This is a genomic window from Roseateles sp. GW821-FHT09G09, from assembly GCF_059415965.1.
Genome location: NZ_JBWKOG010000003.1, coordinates 329,905 through 350,151 on the forward strand (window position 1 = coordinate 329,905; position 20,247 = coordinate 350,151).

At 69.8% G+C, this 20,247-nt stretch carries 13 protein-coding genes; all 13 read left to right on the forward strand.

The genetic code is table 11. The features are described from left to right. Positions 1-60: 60 nt before the first annotated feature. The 13 genes from AC07O8_RS09945 to AC07O8_RS10005 all read left to right on the forward strand — a co-directional run bounded on the left by AC07O8_RS09945 (position 61) and on the right by AC07O8_RS10005 (position 20,240). Complete coding sequence (locus AC07O8_RS09945) at positions 61-426, forward strand: response regulator transcription factor (protein ID WP_088406380.1); 366 nt, start codon at positions 61-63, stop codon at positions 424-426. A gap of 4 nt (positions 427-430) precedes the next feature. Next, positions 431-949: a chemotaxis protein CheW gene (locus AC07O8_RS09950; protein ID WP_377160250.1), complete on the forward strand. Its 519-nt coding sequence runs from the start codon at positions 431-433 to the stop codon at positions 947-949. Between the two features lie 61 nt (positions 950-1,010). Continuing rightward, a complete protein-coding gene (locus AC07O8_RS09955) occupies positions 1,011-3,272 on the forward strand; it encodes a methyl-accepting chemotaxis protein (protein WP_495047855.1) in 2,262 nt (753 codons plus the stop codon). Positions 3,273-3,359: 87 nt separating this feature from the next. After that, a complete protein-coding gene (locus tag AC07O8_RS09960) occupies positions 3,360-10,187 on the forward strand; it encodes a hybrid sensor histidine kinase/response regulator (RefSeq protein WP_495047856.1) in 6,828 nt (2,275 codons plus the stop codon). Positions 10,188-10,249: 62 nt separating this feature from the next. Beyond that, the gene (locus AC07O8_RS09965) at positions 10,250-11,308 is read left to right on the forward strand and encodes a GGDEF domain-containing protein (protein ID WP_495047857.1); all 1,059 of its coding nucleotides are present in this window, start codon (positions 10,250-10,252) and stop codon (positions 11,306-11,308) included. 4 nt (positions 11,309-11,312) lie between these two features. Further along, positions 11,313-12,359: an alpha/beta hydrolase family protein gene (locus tag AC07O8_RS09970; protein ID WP_495047858.1), complete on the forward strand. Its 1,047-nt coding sequence runs from the start codon at positions 11,313-11,315 to the stop codon at positions 12,357-12,359. A gap of 350 nt (positions 12,360-12,709) precedes the next feature. Continuing rightward, complete coding sequence (locus AC07O8_RS09975) at positions 12,710-14,155, forward strand: CHASE3 domain-containing protein (RefSeq protein WP_495047859.1); 1,446 nt, start codon at positions 12,710-12,712, stop codon at positions 14,153-14,155. Further along, positions 14,136-14,774, forward strand: a complete 639-nt coding sequence (locus AC07O8_RS09980) for a response regulator transcription factor (RefSeq protein WP_331615100.1) — start codon at positions 14,136-14,138, stop codon at positions 14,772-14,774. Before AC07O8_RS09975 ends, AC07O8_RS09980 begins: the two co-directional genes overlap by 20 nt. 155 nt (positions 14,775-14,929) lie before the next feature. Beyond that, positions 14,930-15,814 carry a response regulator gene (locus AC07O8_RS09985; RefSeq protein WP_495047860.1) on the forward strand — a complete coding sequence of 295 codons (885 nt, stop codon included), beginning with the start codon at positions 14,930-14,932 and terminating at the stop codon, positions 15,812-15,814. A gap of 10 nt (positions 15,815-15,824) precedes the next feature. Continuing rightward, positions 15,825-16,328, forward strand: a complete 504-nt coding sequence (locus AC07O8_RS09990; RefSeq protein WP_495047861.1) for a Csu type fimbrial protein — start codon at positions 15,825-15,827, stop codon at positions 16,326-16,328. A 102-nt stretch (positions 16,329-16,430) separates the two neighbouring features. Further along, positions 16,431-17,222: a fimbrial biogenesis chaperone gene (locus tag AC07O8_RS09995; protein WP_495047862.1), complete on the forward strand. Its 792-nt coding sequence runs from the start codon at positions 16,431-16,433 to the stop codon at positions 17,220-17,222. Next, on the forward strand, positions 17,206-19,734 hold the full coding sequence (locus AC07O8_RS10000; RefSeq protein WP_495047863.1) for a fimbria/pilus outer membrane usher protein: 2,529 nt from the start codon (positions 17,206-17,208) through the stop codon (positions 19,732-19,734). Before AC07O8_RS09995 ends, AC07O8_RS10000 begins: the two co-directional genes overlap by 17 nt. After that, positions 19,731-20,240, forward strand: a complete 510-nt coding sequence (locus AC07O8_RS10005; RefSeq protein WP_495047864.1) for a spore coat protein U domain-containing protein — start codon at positions 19,731-19,733, stop codon at positions 20,238-20,240. Before AC07O8_RS10000 ends, AC07O8_RS10005 begins: the two co-directional genes overlap by 4 nt. Positions 20,241-20,247: the final 7 nt, after the last annotated feature.

A 20,247-nucleotide genomic window follows, 5' to 3' on the forward strand; every position in this document is an offset into this window, starting at 1 on the left:
TGGCTCGAACGACGAATCCACCGACGCGAATCGACACGAGCCAAGACAGAGGGAGATCCCATGCCCATCCACAAGATCCTGCTGGTCGACGATTCGAAGACCGAGCTGCACGCGCTGAGCGACCTGCTGACCAAGCGCGGCTTCACCGTGCGCACCGCCGAGAACGGCGAAGAGGCGATGAAGCGCCTGGCCGAGGAAAAGCCCGACCTCATCCTGATGGACGTGGTCATGCCCGGCCAGAACGGCTTCCAGCTGACGCGCGCGATCACGCGTGACGAGCGCTACGCCGACGTGCCGGTGATCATGTGCACCAGCAAGAACCAGGAAACCGACAAGGTCTGGGGCATGCGCCAGGGCGCGCGCGACTACGTCGTCAAGCCGGTGAAGGCCGACGAACTGCTGGCCAAGATCAAGGCGCTGGGCTGACATCATGGCCAACAAGCAAGCGCTGCGCGAACTTCAACAACGGCTGGCGCAGCGCATGCAGGCGGCGCGCGAGGCGCCGCAGGCCGCGAGTTGGCTGGCCGTCGAATGCGCGGGCCTCGGCCTGCTGCTCCCGCTCAAGCAATCCGGCGAAATTTTCACGCCGGTGCCGCTTCAGGCGGTCCCGTACACGCAACCTTGGATGCTGGGCGTGGCCAACTTGCGGGGCGGTCTGCATACCGTGGTGGACCTGTCGGCCTTCCTGGGCCTGCGAGGTCCCGCCCCGCTGACATCGGCCCACCGGCTGGTGTCGATCAATCCGGAACTGGGCATCAACTGCGCGCTGCTGGTGGACCAACTGCTGGGGCTGCGCGGCGATGAACAGCTCCAGGCCGAACCCGATGCGGGCGGCCATCCCGATTTCGCTCCTGCCCGCATGCGCGACGGGCAGGGCCGGCGCTGGCAAGTGCTGGACCTGGATGCGCTCACGCAGCATCCGCAATTCCTGCGCATTGTTTTGAACTGATAGCCAGACGACGGTCCCGTCACAGGCGCCGATTCGACGAACGAGATCAAACGAGGGTGAGATGAGCTTCCTGGACAAGATCAAGAACAAGGGCAAGAACGAGGGCAACGACGACTTCGACGCCGGTCCGCAGACCGACGCGGGTTCGGCGCCGGAGGACACGCAAGACTTCCAGCCCTCGATCATCACCACGGCGCAGCCCACGCCGGAGTTCCAGGACACGTCCGCGGGCTACCAGCCTTCGGCGTCCGCCCCGGAATCCCCGACGCCGATGCCGGCCGTGGCCCGACAGCCCGAACAGCGCCGCACCGGCCTGCTGACGGCGCTGGTCGCCGTCGGCCTGATCGGCACGGCGACGACGGTGTCCTGGTCGCTGATCAGCTCGAACCGCTCCGCGGCGCAGGTGCGCGGCGCGGGTCAGGCGGCGACGCAGTCGCAGCGTCTGGCGAAGGCGGTCTCGACCGCGCTGCTGGGCAACAAGAACGCCTTCCCGGAAATGAAGGAAGCGTCGGAGATCCTGACCGGCGTGATCGGCTCGCTGCGCGACGGCAGCGGTGAGCTGGCCAAGGCCCCGGGCTCGGTCGATCCGCTGCTCGAGAAGATCGCCCCGATGGTGGCGCGCGCCGACAAGAACACCAAGGTCATGCTGGCGCAGGAAAAGGTGTTGACGCAGGTCGGCGCCGCGCTGCGCGCGATCAACCGGCAATCGTCCGACCTGCTGGAAAGCGCCGAGGCCGTGGCCTCGCTGTCGCTGCAGAGCTCGGCCCCGACGGGCGAAGTCGCCGCGGTCGGTCAGCTGGTGATGCTGACGCAGCGGATCGGCAAGTCCGCCAACGAATTCCTGACGCAGGAAGGCGTGAGCCCCGAGGCCGTGTTCCTGCTCGGCAAGGACCTGAACGCGTTCCGCGAGATCGCCCAGGCGCTGCTGAACGGCAACCCCGAGCTGCGCCTGAACGGCGCCAAGGACCCGCAGGTGCGCGAACGCCTGAAGGTGCTGCTGACGCAGTACGACCAGACCCGCTCGCAAGCCACCGCCATCCTGTCGAACCTGCAGGGCCTGGTGTCCGCGCGGGAAGCGCAGACGGCGATGCTCAATGACTCGGAAGTGCTGCGCAAGGACCTGGACGACCTGGGCGTCGGCCTGGAAGCCGCCGGCGGCCTGAACCCGGGCGTGCTGATCGCCATGCTGGCGTCGCTGGCGCTGCTGGTGATCGGCTCGGTGGGCTTCCTGCGGCTGTACGTCTCGGACCAGTCGCGTCGCGCGCAGATGGCGGAAGAACAGCGTCGCGAGGCCGAGGCGCAGGAACAGGAAGCCAAGCGCGTCAACGACGCGAACCAGGCGGCGATTCTGCGGCTGATGAACGAACTGCAGACGGTGGCGGAAGGCGACCTGACGCACCAGGCGACCGTGACCGAGGACATCACCGGCGCGATCGCCGACTCGGTGAACTACACCGTGGAAGAACTGCGCTCGCTGGTGCACCAGGTGCAGACGACGGCGGTCCGGGTGACGGACACGACCGCGCAGGTCGACCAGACGTCGACCGAGCTGCTGGCCGCGTCGACCGAACAGCTGCATGAGATCCGGGCCACCGGCGAGGCGGTGCTGCAGATGGCGCACCGGATCAACCAGGTGTCCACGCAGGCGCAGCAGACCGCCGACGTGGCCCGCCAGTCGCGGGAAGCGGCCGAGCAGGGTCTGGAGGCGATGCAGAACAACATCGGCGGTATGAACCAGATCCGCGACCACATCCAGGAAACGTCCAAGCGCATCAAGCGGCTGGGCGAGTCGTCGCAGGAAATTGGCGAGATCACCGAGCTGATCTCGGACATTACCGAACAGACCAACGTGCTGGCGCTGAACGCGGCCATCCAGGCAGCGTCCGCAGGCGAAGCGGGTCGCGGCTTCTCGGTGGTGGCGGAAGAAGTGCAGCGTCTGGCGGAACGCTCTGCCGACGCGACGCGCCGGATCGCCGCGCTGGTCAAGACCATTCAGACCGACACGCACGATGCGGTGGCCGCCATGGAGCGTTCCACGCTGGGCGTGGTCGAGGGCACGAAGCTGTCCGACGCGGCCGGCCGCGCGCTGGAAGACATCGACTCGGTGTCGCGTCGCCTGGACGATCTGATCGGTCAGATCTCGACGGTCGCGCAGAACGAAGCGCGCGCCGCCAACGAGGTCGGTGCCAACATCCAGCACATCTTCGCGGTGACCGAGCAGACCTCCGACGGTACGCGGTCCACGGCCCAGATGGTGCACGAGCTGTCGCGGTCGGCGGAAGCGCTGAAGCAGTCGGTGTCCCGGTTCAAGGTCACGTCCTGATCGGGACCGGCCCCACCACGCGGCCACACCGGTAGAACAGGGATCACCCCGCACCGCGTCGACAAATAGAAGAGAACAAGAGCGAGCATGGACCTTACGCGCGAATCCGAGTTCCCCGCCGACCTGAGCCCCTTGGCCTGGGTCCAGGAGGAGCTGCGCCGCACGCTGGAATCGGTGCACAAGGCCCTTCGCCGCGTGCTGCGCGATGCCGATGCGCGGTCGACGACGCTGGGCGGCGATGGCCAGCCCAGTCCCGCCCTGCAAGGCGCGGCTCAGCAGATGCACCAGGCCGCCGGCGTGCTGGCGGTGGTCAGCCTGCCTGCCGCGGCGCACCTGCTGCGCGCCGCCGAGGCGACGCTGTTCCGTCTGGCCGAGAACCCGGCCGGCGTGAGCATCGCCGAGGTCGAGGCGGTCGAGCGCGCGGACTTCGCGGTGCTCGCCTTCATCGCCAAGACACTGGCCGGCGGCCAGCCGAGCTCGCTGGCGCTGTTCCCCGCCTACCAGACGCTGCAGGAACTCAACGGCGCGGGCCGCATCCATCCGGCCGACCTGTGGACCGAAGAATTCCGCTGGCGTGAACTCCCGCTGGACCGCGGCGTGCGCGCGCTGACCTCCGAGCAGATGCGCACGCCGTTCGAGGCGCTGCTGCTGAAGCAGATGCGCGCCCCGGCGCCGGGTCAAGGGCAGCTGTTGAGCGATTTGTGCGCCGGCCTGGCGCTCACCCAGACCCAAGCCAACGCGCGGACGCTGTGGATGCTGGCCGCGGGCCAGTTCGAGGCCCAATCGCGCGGCTTGCTCCCGGTGGACACGCTGGTCAAGCGCCTGGGCTCGCGTCTGCTGGCACAACTGCGCGCGGGCAGCGATGCCGCGCCGTCCGAGCGCCTGGCCAAGGACCTGCTGTTCTTCGCCGCCGCCGCCAAGCATGCGGAGCCCGGCTCCGCGCCGCGCCTGAGCGCGGTGCAACAGGCCTATGGCCTGGTCGAGGCCGACACCGTCGACTACCGCGACGACGCGTTGGGTCGCATCGATCCGAACTGGGTCGCGGCTGCCAAGCGTCGCGTCATCGCGGCGAAGGAATCGTGGGCCTCCGCCGCCGAAGGCGAGACCCACCGCCTGGGCGGCCTGGACGAGCAGTTCGCCAACGTCGCCGAGTCGCTGCAGAAGCTGTTCCCGAGCGGCGAGGTGCTGGGCGACACGCTGCGTCGTGCCGTCGTCGCGACGCTGCGTTCGGGCCGCGCGCCCGAAGCCGCGCTGGCGATGGAGATCGCCACGTCCATGCTCTATCTGGAGGCGGCGCTCGAGGACGAGGCCTTCGACCAGCCGGAGCAGGGCGAACGCGTGAAGAGCCTGGCCCGCCGCATCGAGTCGGTCGGCCACGGCGAAGCGCCGCTGGCGCTCGAAAGCTGGATGGAGGAGCTCTACCGCCGCGTCGCCGATCGGCAGACGCTGGGCTCCGTCGTCCACGAGCTGCGCGCCAGCCTGTCCGAAGTCGAACGTCAGTGCGACGAGTATTTCCGCGACCCCAGCAAGCGTGACCTGCTGATCCCGGTGCCGGGACAACTGCAGGCGATGCGGGGGGTGTTCAGCGTGCTGGGCCTGTCGCAGGCCGCGCAGGCGACGTTGAAGATGCGCGACCAGGTCGATGAACTGGCCAACACCGAGGTCGATCCGACGCTGTCGGGACCCCGCGCGCAGTTCGACCGGCTCGCCCACAACCTGGGCGCGCTGGGTTTCCTGATCGACATGCTGAGCGTGCAGCCGCAACTGGCCAAGCGCATGTTCCGCTTCGAGGAAGACACCGGACTGCTGCAGTCGTTGGTGGGCCGAGAGAGCGAACAGCACGAGGCCGAGCCGGCGCTGGCCGTCGAGGAAGCCGCCGCGGCGCAGCCTCAGTTGATCGACCAGTTGCAGGCGACGGCGCAAGCCGTGGCGCAAGGGGATCGCTCGACCGAGGAACTGGCCCGCGATCTGGAGCGGATCTCCCACGAAGCCCGCGCCGCCGACGATCTCGGCATGGCGCAGGCGGCGCAGCAGGCGCAACAGCAGCTGCTGTCGGCCGGCGGCGACGCCGCGGGCAGCCATGCGGCCGAATCGCTGCAGCAGTTCATCGAGGCCGCCGCCCCCGCGGCGCCTCCGGCGCAGGCGCCGAGCGCACCCATCCCGCAGGCCGAGGAAGCCATCGACGAGGAGATGCTGGGCATCTTCCTGGAAGAGGCCGCCGAGGTCGTGACGACCGCCCGCGAGGCGATGACCGCGCTCGCCCGCAACGGCAGCGACAAGGAACAGCTGACGACCGCGCGTCGCGCCTTCCACACGCTGAAGGGCAGCTCGCGCATGGTCGGGCTGAACGAGTTCGGCGAAGCCGGCTGGGCCTGCGAACAGCTGTACAACCAGCGGCTGTCGGAACATCCGCAAGCCGACTCGGACCTGCTGCGCTTCAGCAATGAGGCGTTGGACGCCTTCCAGACCTGGGCCGCCGCGATCGCCGACGGACGTCCGCATGGCTTCCACAGCGCGCCGTTCCGCGCGTCGGCCGACGCGCTGCGCCTGGAGAACCGCTACCTGCCCTTGCAGGTGTCGGCCGAGCCGGTCGCTCACGCGGCCGCGCCGGTCGCCGTTCTGCCTGAAGCGACCGAGGTCGTCGAGCACATCGACGTCGGCGCGGTTCCCGAACTGATCGAAGTCGCGGAAGTGGCTGAAGTCGTCGAGGTGCCGGCCGTCGACGAGGTGCACGAACTCGATCTGGCCGTCGATCTTGCCGATCTTCCCGAACTGTCGCTGGCCGACGAGGTCGTCGCCCCCGCGCAAGCGCCCGCCGCCGACGAACAGGCCGCGCTGGACCTGCTGGCGACGCTCGATGCCGAACCGGTCCCGGCAGGCGCGATCCTGTCCTCGCAGGATCTGCCCGCCCTCGATCTGCAGGGGCTGGACGTGCCTCCGCTGCCGGTGGCCGACCTGGGCATCGTCACGGCCGTCGAGCCGGCCGTGCGCCACGACGGCCTGTCCTTGGACTTCCCGGGCGAACTGCCCGAGTTGACCCGGACGGTGCCGGAATTGAGTTCCTCGGTCGATCTGGACGCCTTGTCCGCGGCCGATCTGTCGGCGCTCGACACGACGATGTCGCTGCCGACCGTGGCCGACGTGGTCGAGCCCGCCGCGCTGCACGCACCGTCGACGCCAGAACTGCCGACGGCCGTCGAACCGCCGGTCTTCCACGATGAACCGACGCAGGCTCTGGAACCCACGCTGACGGTTGCGGATGAGCCGACGCTCGCGATGGACCTGCCGGAGGGCTGGCCGACGGATGCGCCGCTGGTGGAGATCGAAGCCACGACGCCGATGCCGCTCGACGAACTGCCGGCCGCGCCGGTGGTGGACGAGCCCGCGCTGGACCTGCTGGATCTCTCGGACCTGAATACCGAGCCGGTGACGGCGATCGACGAGACCTCGTCCTCTGACGACCTGTCGCTGACGCTGGACCTGGGTGAGGAACTGGTCGGCACGCCGCCGGAAGGCCTGTCGCCGCGCAGCTTGTCCGATCTCGAACTGCCGGATCTCGATCTGGGCACGCCGGCCGTGGCAGCGCCGCATGCGGCACCGGCGCTGAGCCTGGTGGGGGGCACGGCGGTCACGCCGCCCGCCGCCGAAGGTCCGATCGACGCCCTCGACGAGGACATCGACGCGGGGGACAGCGACGAAGGCGTCAAGGTCATCGGACCGCTGCGCATCAGCATCGCGCTGTTCAACATCTTCCTGAACGAGGCCGACGAACGTTCGCGCCGTCTGCAGGTGGAACTGACCGAGTGGTCGCTGCTGCCTCAGTCGCCGCTGCCGCAGGACGGGGAAGCGCTGGCGCACGGCTTGGCCGGCAGCGCCGCGACGGTCGGATTCGACGACCTGTCGACGCTCGCCCGTTGCCTGGAACACGCCCTGGGCCGCGCCCAGGGTCATGAGGTGGGCGACCCGACGCTCTTCCAGCGCGCCGCGGATGAGATCCGTCGCCTGCTGCATCAGTTCGCCGCCGGTTTCCTGAAGGAAGCGGATCCGGCCCTGGTCGCCGAACTGCAGGCCTTCGAGCCGGGCGCGCTGCTGCCCGACGGCCACGCCGACAGCGACGAAGGGCTGCTGGCCATGTCGCTGGAGGAAGTCTCCACCGCCTCGCTGCCGGCCAGCCTGTTGAACGTTCCGGTGTCGCCGGTCGTGCCGGACGAGCCTGATTTCCCGACCTCGCAAGCCGCCTTCCACCGGGCGGCCGAAGCGACCGACGACGATTTCGACTTCAACCAGCCCGACCAGATCGAGCCGGAACTGATGCCGATCTTCGAGGAGGAAGCCGAGGATCTGCTGGGCGAGCTGCACGGCGCGCTGCGTGAATGGGCGGCCCAACCGGCGGACACCGGTCGCGCGGCGGCCTGCATGCGCGTCCTGCACACCTTCAAGGGGGGCGCGCGCCTGTCCGGCGCGATGCGCCTGGGCGAGGAAGCGCACCGTCTGGAATCCCAGGTTGAACACCTGCTGGCCGAGGGCGAACCTCGCTTCGAGCAACTGCTCGCGTTGCAGGATGCCGGCGACAGCCTGGAGCACAGTTTCAAGACGCTGCAGCGGACGTGGCGCAACCCGGCGCCGGTGGTTCCCGCGCCCATGGCGCCTGTCGAACCGGCTGTGCCGGTCGTCGAAGCGCCCGCACCGATCCCGGTTGCGGCGCCGATCGAGGTCGTCGAGTTGCCCGTCGAAGGGTCGGATGCGATTCCGGCGCCGGCGGACGACGAGCTTCCCGAGCCTGAGACTTCGGTCGAAGCGGTCGCAGAACCGGTGGAACCCGCTCCCGCCGCATCGGTGGTCGAGCCCGATGCACCGGTCGAGGAGCCGATCGCCGAACCCGCGATCGAGCCGGTCGCCGAGATCGCCCCGCCCGTCGCCGAGGAAGCCGCTCCCGTGGAGCCGCCGGCACCGACGCCCGTCGTCGTGGCGCCGCCGGCCGACATCGAGATCGACTGGGCCCATTTCAGCGAAGTCGCCGACCTGGGCCAACCGCTGGAGAGCGCGCCGGTCGCCCCGGCCGCGCAGGTGCGGGTCCGCGGCGCGCTGCTGGAACGCATGGCCGCGCTGTCGGGCGAAGTGTCCATCCGTCGTGCCCGCCTGGAATCCGAGCTGGGCCAGATGCGCACGTCGCTGGGCGACCTGGATGACAACCTGGAGCGTCTGCGCACGCAGTTGCGCGAGCTGGAGTTGCAGGCCGAGGCCCGCATTGCCGCTCGCCAGGAAGCCGCGCAGGTCACCGGCAAGGACTTCGATCCGCTCGAGTTCGACCGCTACACCCGCTTCCAGGAACTGACCCGGATGCTGGCCGAGTCCGTCAACGACGTGGCGACGGTCCAGCGCGGCCTGCAGCGCAACGTGGCGGCGGGCGAAGATGAACTGGCCGGCCAGTCCCGGCTGACGCGCGAACTGCAGGACGACCTGCTGCGCACGCGGATGGTGGAGTTCGACAGCAGCCTGGGCGAACGCCTGCATCGCGTCGTGCGCCAGGCTTCCCGCGAGAGCGGCAAGCAGGCGCAGCTCGAGATCCGCGGCGGCGGCGTCGAACTGGATCGCGCCGTGCTGGAGCGCCTGACCGGTGCGTTCGAGCATCTGCTGCGCAACAGCGTGGTCCACGGCATCGAGACGCCGGACGCCCGCCAGCAGGCCGGCAAGGCCCCGGTGGGCCGCATCGTCCTGAACCTGCATCAGGAAGGCAACGAGATCCAGGTCCGCTTCAGCGATGACGGCGCCGGCCTGAACCTGGAACGGATCCGTGCCCGCGGCGAGAGCCAGGGCCTGATCCAGCCGGGTCAGGACGTCAGCGATTCGCAGCTGATGGACCTCATCTACGAGCCGGGCTTCTCCACCGCCGACGCGCTGACCGAGATGGCCGGCCGCGGTGTCGGCATGGACGTGGTCCGGTCGGAAGTGAACACCCTCGGCGGCTACGTGCTCACGCAGTCGACGGCGGGTCAGGGCGCGAGCTTCGAGCTGCGCGTCCCGCTGACGACGGCGCTGACGCAGGTGGTCGTGCTGCGCTACGGCGACCGCAAGGTCGCGGTCCCCGCGGCCCTGATGCTGTCGGTGCAACGCCTGCCGGTCGAGACGGTCGAACAGGCTTATGTCGACGGCTCGCTCATGGCGGCCGGCGAGCGCATGCCTTTCTACTGGCTGGGCGGCCTGATGCGCCACAGCGACCGGGGCTTCGCCCACGGCAAGACGCTGCCGGTGGCGCTGGTGCACAGCGCGCAGCAGCGCCTGGCGCTGCACTGCGACGAAGTCCTGGGCAACCAGGAAGTCGTGATCAAGAACCTGGGCCCGCAGCTGATGCAGGTCCCGGGCCTGGCGGGCATCAGTCTGCTGGCTTCGGGCGACGTGGCGCTGATCTACAACCCGGTGGCGCTGGCCAACCGCTACGGTCATGCCGCGCAGCAGCGCGTGCTCGACGCCGAAGCGGCGGCGCGCCAGGACGTGGTGGAAGAAGCCAAGGTCCAGCTGGCGCCGCTGGTGATGGTGGTCGACGATTCGTTGACGGTCCGTCGCGTCACGCAGCGCCTGCTGGAACGCGAAGGCTATCGCGTGCTGCTGGCCAAGGACGGTCTCGATGCCATGGAGCGGCTGGGCGGCGACGAGCTGCCCACGGTCGTGCTGTCGGACATCGAGATGCCTCGCATGGACGGCTTCGACCTGGTCCGCAACCTGCGTGCGGACACGCGTCTGGCGGGGTTGCCCGTGATCATGATCACGTCGCGCATCGCGCAGAAGCATCGCGAGTATGCACAACAGCTCGGAGTCAACGATTACCTGGGCAAGCCCTATGACGAAGAGCACCTGCTGGGCCTGATCGCCCGATACACTTCGCACCTGTCCGCCGCTCAACCGGCGAGGGCGTAGCGTCCGGCCTCCCGGACATCGGGTAGCCGGCGCCAGGATCCATCCTCCACGCTGCAAACACCATGTCCGGGGTAGTCGACCATCTTGCCGAACTGACGGGCTTCCGTGACCGCGATGTCATGGACGTCACGCTCGTCACCGCGCTGCGGGATCTGCTCAACGGTCCCGTGGCCGCGGTCGCGATCTACCGATGCGTCGGCGAGCCCGGCCAGCAGCGCTGGCTGACCCGCGCGAGACTGCGGTCCGGCGATTCGGTCGCCACCGCCGATTCGCTGTGGGTCGATCCCGAATCGCTCCCCCGCCTGGCCGAACATCCCCGCCGCCTCGAATGCCTGACGCAGCGCAGCGTGCTGCAGCAGCGCGAAGGCGAGGAGTGGGTGACGCTGTTCCCGCTCGCCACGGAGCGCGAGATCGTCGGCGTGCTGGAGCTGCACACCGCGCGCCGGCTCAAGGCCGAAGCGCAGCGGATGGTGTCGAGCGTGCTGCGGATCTATCACAACTTCCAGGGCCTGCTGGACTACAGCGAGCGCGACACGCTGACCGGCCTGCTCAATCGCAAGACCTTCGACGAGAGCTTCCTGAAGGCGGTGTCGGAGCTGCCGATGCGCGCGCCCAGCGACGCCGCCGCGCTGGACGAGGCCGGCCAGGATCGGCGGCATGCCGCCGTGCATCCGCGCTACTGGCTGGGCGTCATCGACATCGACCTGTTCAAGACGATCAACGACCGCTTCGGTCACCTGATCGGCGACGAGGTCCTGTTGCTGCTGTCGCGCCTGATGCGCAGCAGCTTCCGCTTCAACGACCTGCTCTACCGCTTCGGCGGCGAGGAGTTCGTCGTGCTGATGCGCTGCGAGGACGAGCCCGACGCGGCCCATGCCTTCGAGCGTTTCCGCAACAACACCGCGCAGTACGCATTCCCGCAGGTGGGCCGCATCACGGTCAGCATCGGCTTCACGCAGATCCGCGGCGGCGATTCGCCGGCGGCCGCCTTCGAGCGCGCCGACAAGGCCGTCTATCACGCCAAGGGCGCCGGACGGAACCAGGTGCAGAGCCACGCCACGCTGGTCGCCCAGGGCGCGATGTCCGAGGCCAAGCACCTGAGCGACGTCGAACTCTTCTGACATCGTGAACAGGACGTGGCGCTGGACCGCGCTCGCCGCCTCGGCGGCGACGGCGCTCTCGGCGCTGCTGATCGGTTGCGCGTCGCCCCCGCCGGTGAGCGGCCCCGATCTGCCGGCGCAGCCGGGCGCGCAACTCGCCGACGACGGCAGCCACCTCTGGCAGGACTTCGACTGGATCGATCCCGCGCGCCACCGTGCGGTGCCTGTTCGTGTCTACTGGCCCCAGGGCCAGGCCCCCGCCGGCGGCTGGCCGGTCGTGGTGTTCTCGCATGGCATGGGCGGCTCGCGCCGCGGCTACAGCTACCTCGGCAGCTACTGGGCAGCGCACGGCGTGGTCGCCATGCACGTGCAGCACATCGGCAGCGACCGCCGCCTGTGGGCGGGCGGCTTCGGCTGGTCCAACTCGCTGAGCCTGGTGCTGCGTCTGCAGCACGCGGCGCAGCGCGAAGAGGCCGTCGATCGCACCCAGGATGTCCGCTTCGCGCTGAACCAGTTGCTCGCGGGACCGCTGGCTCCCAGGCTCGATCCGGCGCGCCTCGCGATCGCGGGGCATTCCTATGGCGCCAACACCAGCCTGCTGCTGGCGGGAGCGAGGGTGCCGGCATCGGCGGAACTGCCCGCCGGCACGCCGCCGACGGCCTTGGTCGAGCCCCGATTCAAGGCGGCGATCCTCATCTCCGCGCCGCCGTTCTACGGCGAAGGGGATCCCGCGCCCATCCTGTCGGGCATCGCGATTCCCACCTTGCACATCAGCGCCACCGACGACGAGATCACCATCCCCGGCTACTACAGCGGCCCGGCGGACCGCGTGGCGCTCTTCGACGCGATCGGCGGACCGCACAAGGCGCTGGCGATGTTCAGCGGCGGTTCGCACAGCATCTTCACCGACCGGATGAACACCGGCGGTCTGGAACTCAACCCGAAGGTCAAGGCGGCCACGCGTGAGCTCAGCCTGGCGTATCTGCGGCTGGTGCTGGATGGCGACGGTGCGCCCCTGCGCGACTGGCAGCGTCGCCATGCGGCGCTGCTTGCGCGATGGCAGGCGCCGTGAACGGTCCTGGTCGCAGGCGCCACGGATGCGACGGTCGTCAAGTCCTGACCCCGCGACGCCTGCATGCCGGGCACCTTGGCGCGGCCTCAGAGGCGCGAACGTGGCTTTCCCGGCACGCGGCACGTGAGCAGGGACTTGCTTTTCCCGCGCGACCACTCTAGCGTTAGGCCCAGGTGAACGGTCTCCGCAGAGAGACGCGGCACCTGGCCCCGCACGCGGGGCTTGCGAGAAGCGCGACATCACGTCGCGAGCAACAGAAGCACTGGGGTGGATGTCGGCGCGGATGTCATCGCTGTGATGCCGTCGTCCACAGGGTTGTACCAACACGGGCGAGCAAGCCCGGACCTTCGATGCGCATGCTGACCTTTCCGGTGGCTGCGGGCCTGTTGCTGGCCGGCTGCGTCGCTTTCGTGGCCACCGCCTACGGCGAGTACCGCAGTCTTGGCGAACTGACGCGTCAGGAGAACGTGCGTGCCCATGCGCTGCGCACGCAGCAGCTCATCTCCGACCTCAATGCGCTGCTGATCGACCTCGAGACCGGCACGCGCGGCTTCCTGATCACCGGCGATGCCGCGTTCCTGCAGCCGTACGAGCGCGCCCAGCGCGATCTCGACGCCCACTATGCGGAGCTCAAGACCGCGCTCGCGCGCTCGGGCGATCGGCAGGAGACGGCCTTCGCGCGCCTGGACCGCTTCATCGCCGAACGCCGCGACCAGGTCGAGCGTCAGGTCGAGAGTCGCTGGAAGGACGGCGAATCCGCGCTGAGGGATCGACAGGCCTATGTGGCGGGCAAGCAGTTGATGGACGAGATCCGCGGCGAGCTCGGCCGGTTGAAGTCCTTGCAGCAACAACGGATCGACGGGATAGAGACGGCCGTCGCGATCCAGACGAAGGAGACCACGCTGCTGGCGCAGGTGCTGCCGCTGGCCGGCGGCGTGATGGTGGCCGTGGCGATGGCGGCGCTGTGGATGGAACGCGAGCGCCGCGACCAGGCCGAGCGCGCCCTGCGCGACAGCCATGCGCAACTGGAAGGGGCCGTGGTCGAGCGCACCCGCGCGCTGACGGAGGCGCTGGAACGCATCCAGAGCTTTGCCGCGGAACTGGACAGCAGCGTCGAGGCGGAACGGCGGCGCCTGGCCCGCGAAGTTCATGATCAACTGGGCCAGCTCGGCACGGCGGCCAAGATGCTGGCCTTGTCCATGGCGCGCAAGATCGCGCCCGCCAAGGAGCCGATGCACGAGGAGATGCTGAGCATCGCCGACGAAGTCATCGGTGCTGCGCGCCGCATTGCCAACACGCTGCGCCCGCCCTTGCTGGACGACTTCGGTTTCGGTGCGGCGGTGCAGCATTACGTGCAAGGGCTGCAGCGCCAGAGCGATCTCATCGTCGATGTCGACCTCGCCTCCGACGAGGCGCTGACGCCCGAGCAGCACAACCAGTTGTTCCGGCTGCTGCAGGAGGCCGCGACCAATGTGCTGCGGCATGCGCAGGCGCATCAGCTGACGATCGAATCGCGCCTCGAGGACGGGGAATACCGCTTGCGCATCGAGGACGACGGCGTGGGTCCAGGTCACGTGCGCGCCGACGCGTCAGGTTTGCGGAACATGCGGGAGCGCGCCGTGCTCGCAGGCGGGGAGATGGTGTTCGGGCCGGCGCCCCAGCGCGGCACGCGGATCGACGTCCGCGTGCCGGTGGGCGCCGATGGCGGTGAAGCGGAGGACGCGGACGGCGCCAACGGTGGCGCCGGCGCGAGGCGGGAGAACGAGGAGGGTTGGGATGAGATTTCTGATCGTTGACGACCATCCGATCATGCGGCTCGGGGTCAAGCAATTGATCCAGGGTTACTGGCCCCAGGCAGTGATCGACGAGGCGTCGACCATTGCCGAGGGGCTGCAGCTCGGCCAGGCGCACAAGCCGGACGCGCTGGTGCTGGACCTCTCCTTGCCCGACGCGAGCGGGACCGAGGGCGCCAGCCGCATGCTGCGGGCGATCAAGGGCGTGCCCGTGCTGGTGCTGAGCCTCAATGCGGAGTCCGCCTACGCGGCCCGCCTGCTGCAGATGGGCGTCTCCGGCTATCTCCCGAAGGACAAGGCGACCGACGAGCTCGTCGTCGCCCTCCAGCGTCTGCTGCAGGGCGGGCGCTACGTCACGGCGGCGATGGCGGACCATCTGCTGGGGCTGCTGAGCGGCGCCACACCGGGACAACTGCCGCACGAGCAGTTGTCAGCGCAGGAGCACCGCGTGATGCTGCTGATCGCGGCGGGCAAGACGCCGGCCGAGATCGCCGACACCATGCACCTGTCGGCCAAGACGGTCGGCACCTACCGCGCGCGCATCCTGGAGAAGACGGGCTGGCGCAACAACACCGAGCTGACGAAGTACTGCGTCCAGCACGGTCTCACCGACATCCGGTGAAGCGCCGGAGCACGTAGGTGATCGCCCGACAAATCCTGCGGAGGGAACCCGACACCAGCTCGGGCGGGGTGCCGCTGATGTGGGCGCCAAGGCGCGCGCAAGATGCCGGACAGGCGGTGACAACCAGTCGCCGCGTGGATCCGGAGCATCCTTCCATGGACATTTTTCTCGTCGAGGACTCGTCGGCCATCCGCCGGCTCCTGGCACGCCGGCTCGAGGACATGCCCGGCGCACGCGTCGTGGGCGAGGCGGACTCGGCGCCGCAGGCGATCGCGCTGATCGACTGGCTGCAGCCCGACACGGTGCTGCTGGACATGACGCTGCTGGTCGGGACCGGGATCGACGTGCTGCGCGCCTTGCGCGCCAAGGGCTACCGGGGTCGCATCCTGATGCTCACGCACCATGCGATGGACGCCTACCGCGACATGTGCATGAAGGCGGGCGCCGACGGCTTCTACGACAAGGGGTCGGGCCTGGAGACGCTCTTCGGCGACCTCGATGAACTGCTGCAGAGCGAACTGGCCGGAGGCCGGCAGCATCGGCCGTCGCCGCTGCTGCGCGATGCCGTGACCGGTCTGCTCGGCCAGGTCGCGCTGCTCGAGCGCCTGGAGCAGGTGCTGCGCATGGTCAACGCCGAGGCCGGCAAGGTGGCCGTCACGGTCGTCGTGCTGAAGGGCCTGGATGCGCTGCTGCGCAGCCAGGGCGTGGCGGCGGCGGCGCCGGTGCTGGTCGAGATCGGACGCCGCATGGCGGGCTGCGCCGGCCCGGCCGACCTGCTGGCGCGCCATGCCAACGAGCAGTTCGCGCTGGTCGTCTCGCGCGCCGGCTCGGCGCAGGAAGCGGAAGCCCTGACGCTGCGCATCGGGGAATCGCTGGCCGATCCCTTCGACCTGGGCGGCCACGAGGTGCGGCTGGACAGCCATGTCGGCCTCGCCGTCTATCCCCGCGACGCGGTGTCCGCGCGCGGACTCCTCATCCTTGCGGAGGCCCGGGCCCACGGCTCGCGACTGCCCGAAAGGGGCAGCGCCGTGGTGCATTGACGGGACACGGATGCGGAGAAGCCTCCCGCTGCTCCTGGTCTCGGTCGCGCTCGCCGGCCTGATCGGCGCTGCGCGCGGCGGCACGGCGACCAACACCCTGACGTCGCAGACGACGGTCTCGTCCGCGTGCAACGTGTCGGGCTCGACGCTGGCCTTCGGCTCGGCCATCAATCCCATCGGCGCGGGACCGGTCAACGGCACCTCGACGCTGACCATCGAGTGCACCGCCACCACCGCCTACACCGTCGCCTTGAGCGCCGGCAGCAACGCCGGCGGAGCCGCCAACTTCTCGGCGCGCAAGATGGTCAACGGCGCCTACACGCTCGGCTACCAGCTCTATGTGGACGCGGCGCGGACCTCCGTCTGGGGCAACAGCACCGGCGGCAGCACCGTCTACAGCGGCACCGGCACCGGGGGCGTCCAGAACGTGACGATCTACGGGCAGGTGCCCTCGCTGACCGGCGCGGTGCCGGGGGCGTACACGGACACGGTCACGGTGACGGTGACCTACTGAACACGATCGACGGCCGCCCGCGGGCGGCGCGCGAGCAGGACGGCTTCGGGCGGCCGGGACGCCCAGGGAGACATCGGACAACAAGACACAGGAGTGACGCCGATGAACACGAAGCGACAGGGGGTGGCCGCTCCGGGCATGACGGCCATGCGGGCGGTCCGGCGGGCGGTCTGGCTGGTGACCTGGCTGATGGTTTTGCCGGTGGCCTTGCTGACGACATCGGCGGCTCGCGCCGCCGACGTCAGCATCATGCCGGTCAACGTGCGGCTGGACCGCGCGAACGACCGCGCGACGGTGCAGGTCCAGAACAACGGCACGGAGCCGGTGACGATGCAGGCCGAGGGCATCCGCTGGACCCGCGAGAACGGCCAGGACGTCGACGGACCGACGACGGACCTGCTGGTGAATCCGCCGATCTTCACGCTGCAGGCCGGCCAGGTCCAGGTCTTGCGCGTGGGGCTGCGGCGTCCGCCCGACCTGCAACAGGAGGCGACCTACCGGATGGTGCTGCGCGAGGTCCCGGTGGCGCGCCCCGGCGGCGACACGCAGGTCACCGGCGCCGTGCGGGTGCTGGTGGCGCTGCGGGTGCCGGTCTACGTGGCGCCCAACCAGGTGCGGCGGGACTCGAGCTGGAGCGTGCAGCGCGCCAGCAGCGGCGAGACGGTGGCGACGGTGACCAACGCCGGCAACGTGCATGTGAAGGTCAGCGAATTGCGGTTGACCGCCGCCAATGGCGAGGTGAAGTCGATGGCGGTGCCGGGGGCGCAAAGTGTGGTGTTCCCCGGCGAACAGCGCAGCTACCGCATTCCCACGCCGGCCGGGCCTCCCGGCAATCTGCAGGTCATGACCGATCAGGGATTGCAGCAGGTCACGGCCGGTGCAACGGGCAAGTGAACCCCGCCTGCTGCCCGCGGCGGTCTGCCTGTGCGTGACTGCCGCGGCGCAAGCCCAGCAACCCCCGCCGACGGCGCCATTGCCCGCGCCCGCGCCGGCGGCTTCCGATCCGGCCCAGGCGCTGGTCCAGGCCCCGCGCTTCGGCGAGACGCTGCTGCTGGGCCTGAAGATCAACGGCATCCCGCAGCCGCAGACGGTGCGCGCGGTGCGCGTGCCTGAAGGCGTCGCCATCCCGCAGGCGCTCTGGACCGAGCTGAAATTCAGACCGCCCGCGCTGCCGCCGCGGATGATCGACGGCGAACTCCACATGATCCTCGGCGAGGGCCCCGGCGAACTGATGCGCTGGCGCGTCGAGGAGCTGAGCCAGACGCTGGAGATCGAGGCGCCGCCCCAGGCCTTCTCCGAACAGCAGATCGAGGTGGCGCGCTCCGCCGCGCAGGTGATCCTGCCGTCGACCTTCGGGCTCTACGCCAACTACGACGTGCAATGGCAGAAGCGCCTGAGCGGTGACGGCAATGTCGACGGCGTCACCGAACTCGGCGTGCTGACGCCGCGGGGGGATCTCAACCACCAGCAGCTGTATCGCAGCGGCATGGGCGGCGGCTGGGTGCGGCTGGACACGCGCTGGACCATCGACCGCCCCGAGCACCTGACCAGCTGGCGGCTCGGGGACAGCATCGCGCAGCCGGGCACCTGGGGCCAGGCGATGCGTTTCGGCGGCCTGCAGTGGAGCACCGACTTCTCGTTGCGACCGGGTTTCCTGAGCTTTCCGCTGCCGACCTTGCGCGGCGAGGCGTCGCTGCCGTCGACGGTGGACGTCTTCGTCAACAACAGCCAGCGGCTGCAGGGGCGCGTGCAACCGGGACCCTTCGACATCAGCGACCTGCCGCTGGTCACGGGCCAGGGGGAGATCCGCACCGTGGTGCGGGACCTGCTGGGCCGCGAGCAGGTCGTCGTGCAGCCGTACTACATCAGCCCCTCGCTGCTGAAGCCGGGGCTCTCGGCCTACAGCGTCGAGGCCGGCTGGCTGCGGCTGAACTACGGCATCGACAGCAACCGCTACGGCCGCGCGGTGCTGGCCGGCACCTGGCGCAACGGCCTCACGCCGGGGTTCACGCAGGAGTGGCGCGGCGAACTGACGCAGCGCCAGCAGGCGCTCGGCGCGACCGGGCTGTGGCTGTTCCCCGCGCTGGGCACGGTGAGCCTGGCGGGCGTGGCCAGCCGCAGCGACGATCCCGAGGCACGCCGCGGCGCCCTCGCGACGCTGGGCGTCGAGCGCCAGGGCATGGACTGGAGCGGCGGCGTGCAGGTCAAGCGCGCCACCGCGGGTTTCACGCAGCTCGGCAACCCGGTGCTGCCGAAGTGGAGCGCCTCGGCGTCCGTCGGCACCTCGTGGAAGCAATGGGGCCTGGGCCTCGGCCTTGTCCACCAGGGCGCGCCGCAACGGCTGGCCCCCCAGGGCCAGCTGCAGGTGGCCAACAAGCTGTGGTCCTTCAACGCCAGCCGCAGCCTCGGCGGCTGGGGGTTTTTCGGCCTGTCCGCGTTGAAGGCGGGCGACGGCGGCGGGACCGCGATCTCGGTCTTCTGGAGCCTGCTGCTCGACGGCAACAAGAGCCTCTCGACGGCGTGGCAGGGCCAGCGCGGCGGCGGGCAGCAGTCGCGCGATCTCTGGCAGGTCCAGTTGCAGAGCAATCCGCCGGTCGGCGAGGGCGTCGGCTACCAGTTGCTGACGGAATCGCGCGGGCGCCAGCAGGCGCAGGCGCAATGGCAGACCAACGTAGTGGCGCTGGACGGCGGTGTCTCGCGGATGGCGGGACAGACCGACGTGCGGCTCGGCGCGGGCGGCGGGCTCGCCTACATCGACGGCAGCGCTTACGCGAGCCGGCGCATCGACGGCGGCTTCGCGGTGGTGCAGGTCGACAACCAGGCCAACGTGCGCATCCTTCACGACAACCAGCCGGTCGCGCGCACCGACGCGAAGGGGCGGGCATTCCTGCCGGCGCTGCGCGGCTACCAGATGAACCGCGTCGGCGTGGTGGCCGACGATCTGCCCCTGGACGCGGAGATCGAGGCCTTGGAGCTGCAGGTCATGCCGGCCGCGCGCAGCGCGGCGCTGATCCGTTTCCCGATCGTGCACAGCCGCACGGCGACCTTCCGCCTCGTCGACGAGGCCGGCGAGCCGCTCCCGCCCGGGACCGAGTTGCAGGTCGCCGGATCGAGGCGCACATTCCCGATGGGCCTGGACGGCCGGGCCTTCGTGACCGGGCTGGTCGACGGCGCCGACGCGGTCAGCGAGGTGCTGGCACGGCGCGAAGACGGCACGCCGTGCCGTCTCGAGCTGCGGCTGCCGGCCCAGGCGACCGAACTGCCGGACCTGGGCACCGTGGTCTGTCGCAAGATCACCCGCGGGTCGACGGGCACGCCGCCCAAGCCGGGCGAACCCGGCACGGCGCCTCCCGCGGAGACACCTGCGGAGAAGCCCGCCAAAAACACTCCCAAGGAGTCGCGATGAACGCCACACCCTTCCGCCTTGTTCGCCTGCTGCCCTGGCTGGTGCTGACGGGCGCGGCGCCCGCGGCGCATGCGCTGTGCATCCAGGGCCTGTGCTCGTGCAACGTCACGACGACGTCGGTGCTGTTCGCCAACTACAACCCGCTGGCGTACGGCAACACCGATTCGACGGGAACGGTCACCGTGAAGTGCGGAGGCGTCGCGGGCCTGCTGGTGCCCTTCACGATCGCGTTCAACCAGGGCGGCGGGCCCAGCATCTCCAGCCGCCGGCTGAGCTTCGGAGCGAATTCGCTCAACTACAACCTGTACATCGACAACACCTACACGACGGTGTGGGGCGACGGCACGACCGGGACGATGGTCGGCGGCGGGCTGCTGCTCGATGCGCTGGGCCTGTCGCCGGGGCTGGTCTACACCGTCTACGCGCGCATCCCGGGCCGGCAGACCACCGTGCCGCCCGGCGGGCCGTACACCGATGCCGTCAGCGTGACGCTCACCTATCAATGACCGCGAG

Bases quoted from the DNA above. Each gene is read 5' to 3' on its own strand.
- AC07O8_RS09945 (WP_088406380.1), top strand. From the start codon at position 61: ATGCCCATCCACAAGATCCTGCTGGTCGACGATTCGAAGACCGAGCTG.
- AC07O8_RS09950 (WP_377160250.1), top strand. From the start codon at position 431: ATGGCCAACAAGCAAGCGCTGCGCGAACTTCAACAACGGCTGGCGCAG.
- AC07O8_RS09955 (WP_495047855.1), top strand. From the start codon at position 1,011: ATGAGCTTCCTGGACAAGATCAAGAACAAGGGCAAGAACGAGGGCAAC.
- AC07O8_RS09960 (WP_495047856.1), top strand. From the start codon at position 3,360: ATGGACCTTACGCGCGAATCCGAGTTCCCCGCCGACCTGAGCCCCTTG.
- AC07O8_RS09965 (WP_495047857.1), top strand. From the start codon at position 10,250: ATGTCCGGGGTAGTCGACCATCTTGCCGAACTGACGGGCTTCCGTGAC.
- AC07O8_RS09975 (WP_495047859.1), top strand. From the start codon at position 12,710: ATGCGCATGCTGACCTTTCCGGTGGCTGCGGGCCTGTTGCTGGCCGGC.
- AC07O8_RS09980 (WP_331615100.1), top strand. From the start codon at position 14,136: ATGAGATTTCTGATCGTTGACGACCATCCGATCATGCGGCTCGGGGTC.
- AC07O8_RS09985 (WP_495047860.1), top strand. From the start codon at position 14,930: ATGGACATTTTTCTCGTCGAGGACTCGTCGGCCATCCGCCGGCTCCTG.
- AC07O8_RS09990 (WP_495047861.1), top strand. From the start codon at position 15,825: ATGCGGAGAAGCCTCCCGCTGCTCCTGGTCTCGGTCGCGCTCGCCGGC.
- AC07O8_RS09995 (WP_495047862.1), top strand. From the start codon at position 16,431: ATGAACACGAAGCGACAGGGGGTGGCCGCTCCGGGCATGACGGCCATG.
- AC07O8_RS10005 (WP_495047864.1), top strand. From the start codon at position 19,731: ATGAACGCCACACCCTTCCGCCTTGTTCGCCTGCTGCCCTGGCTGGTG.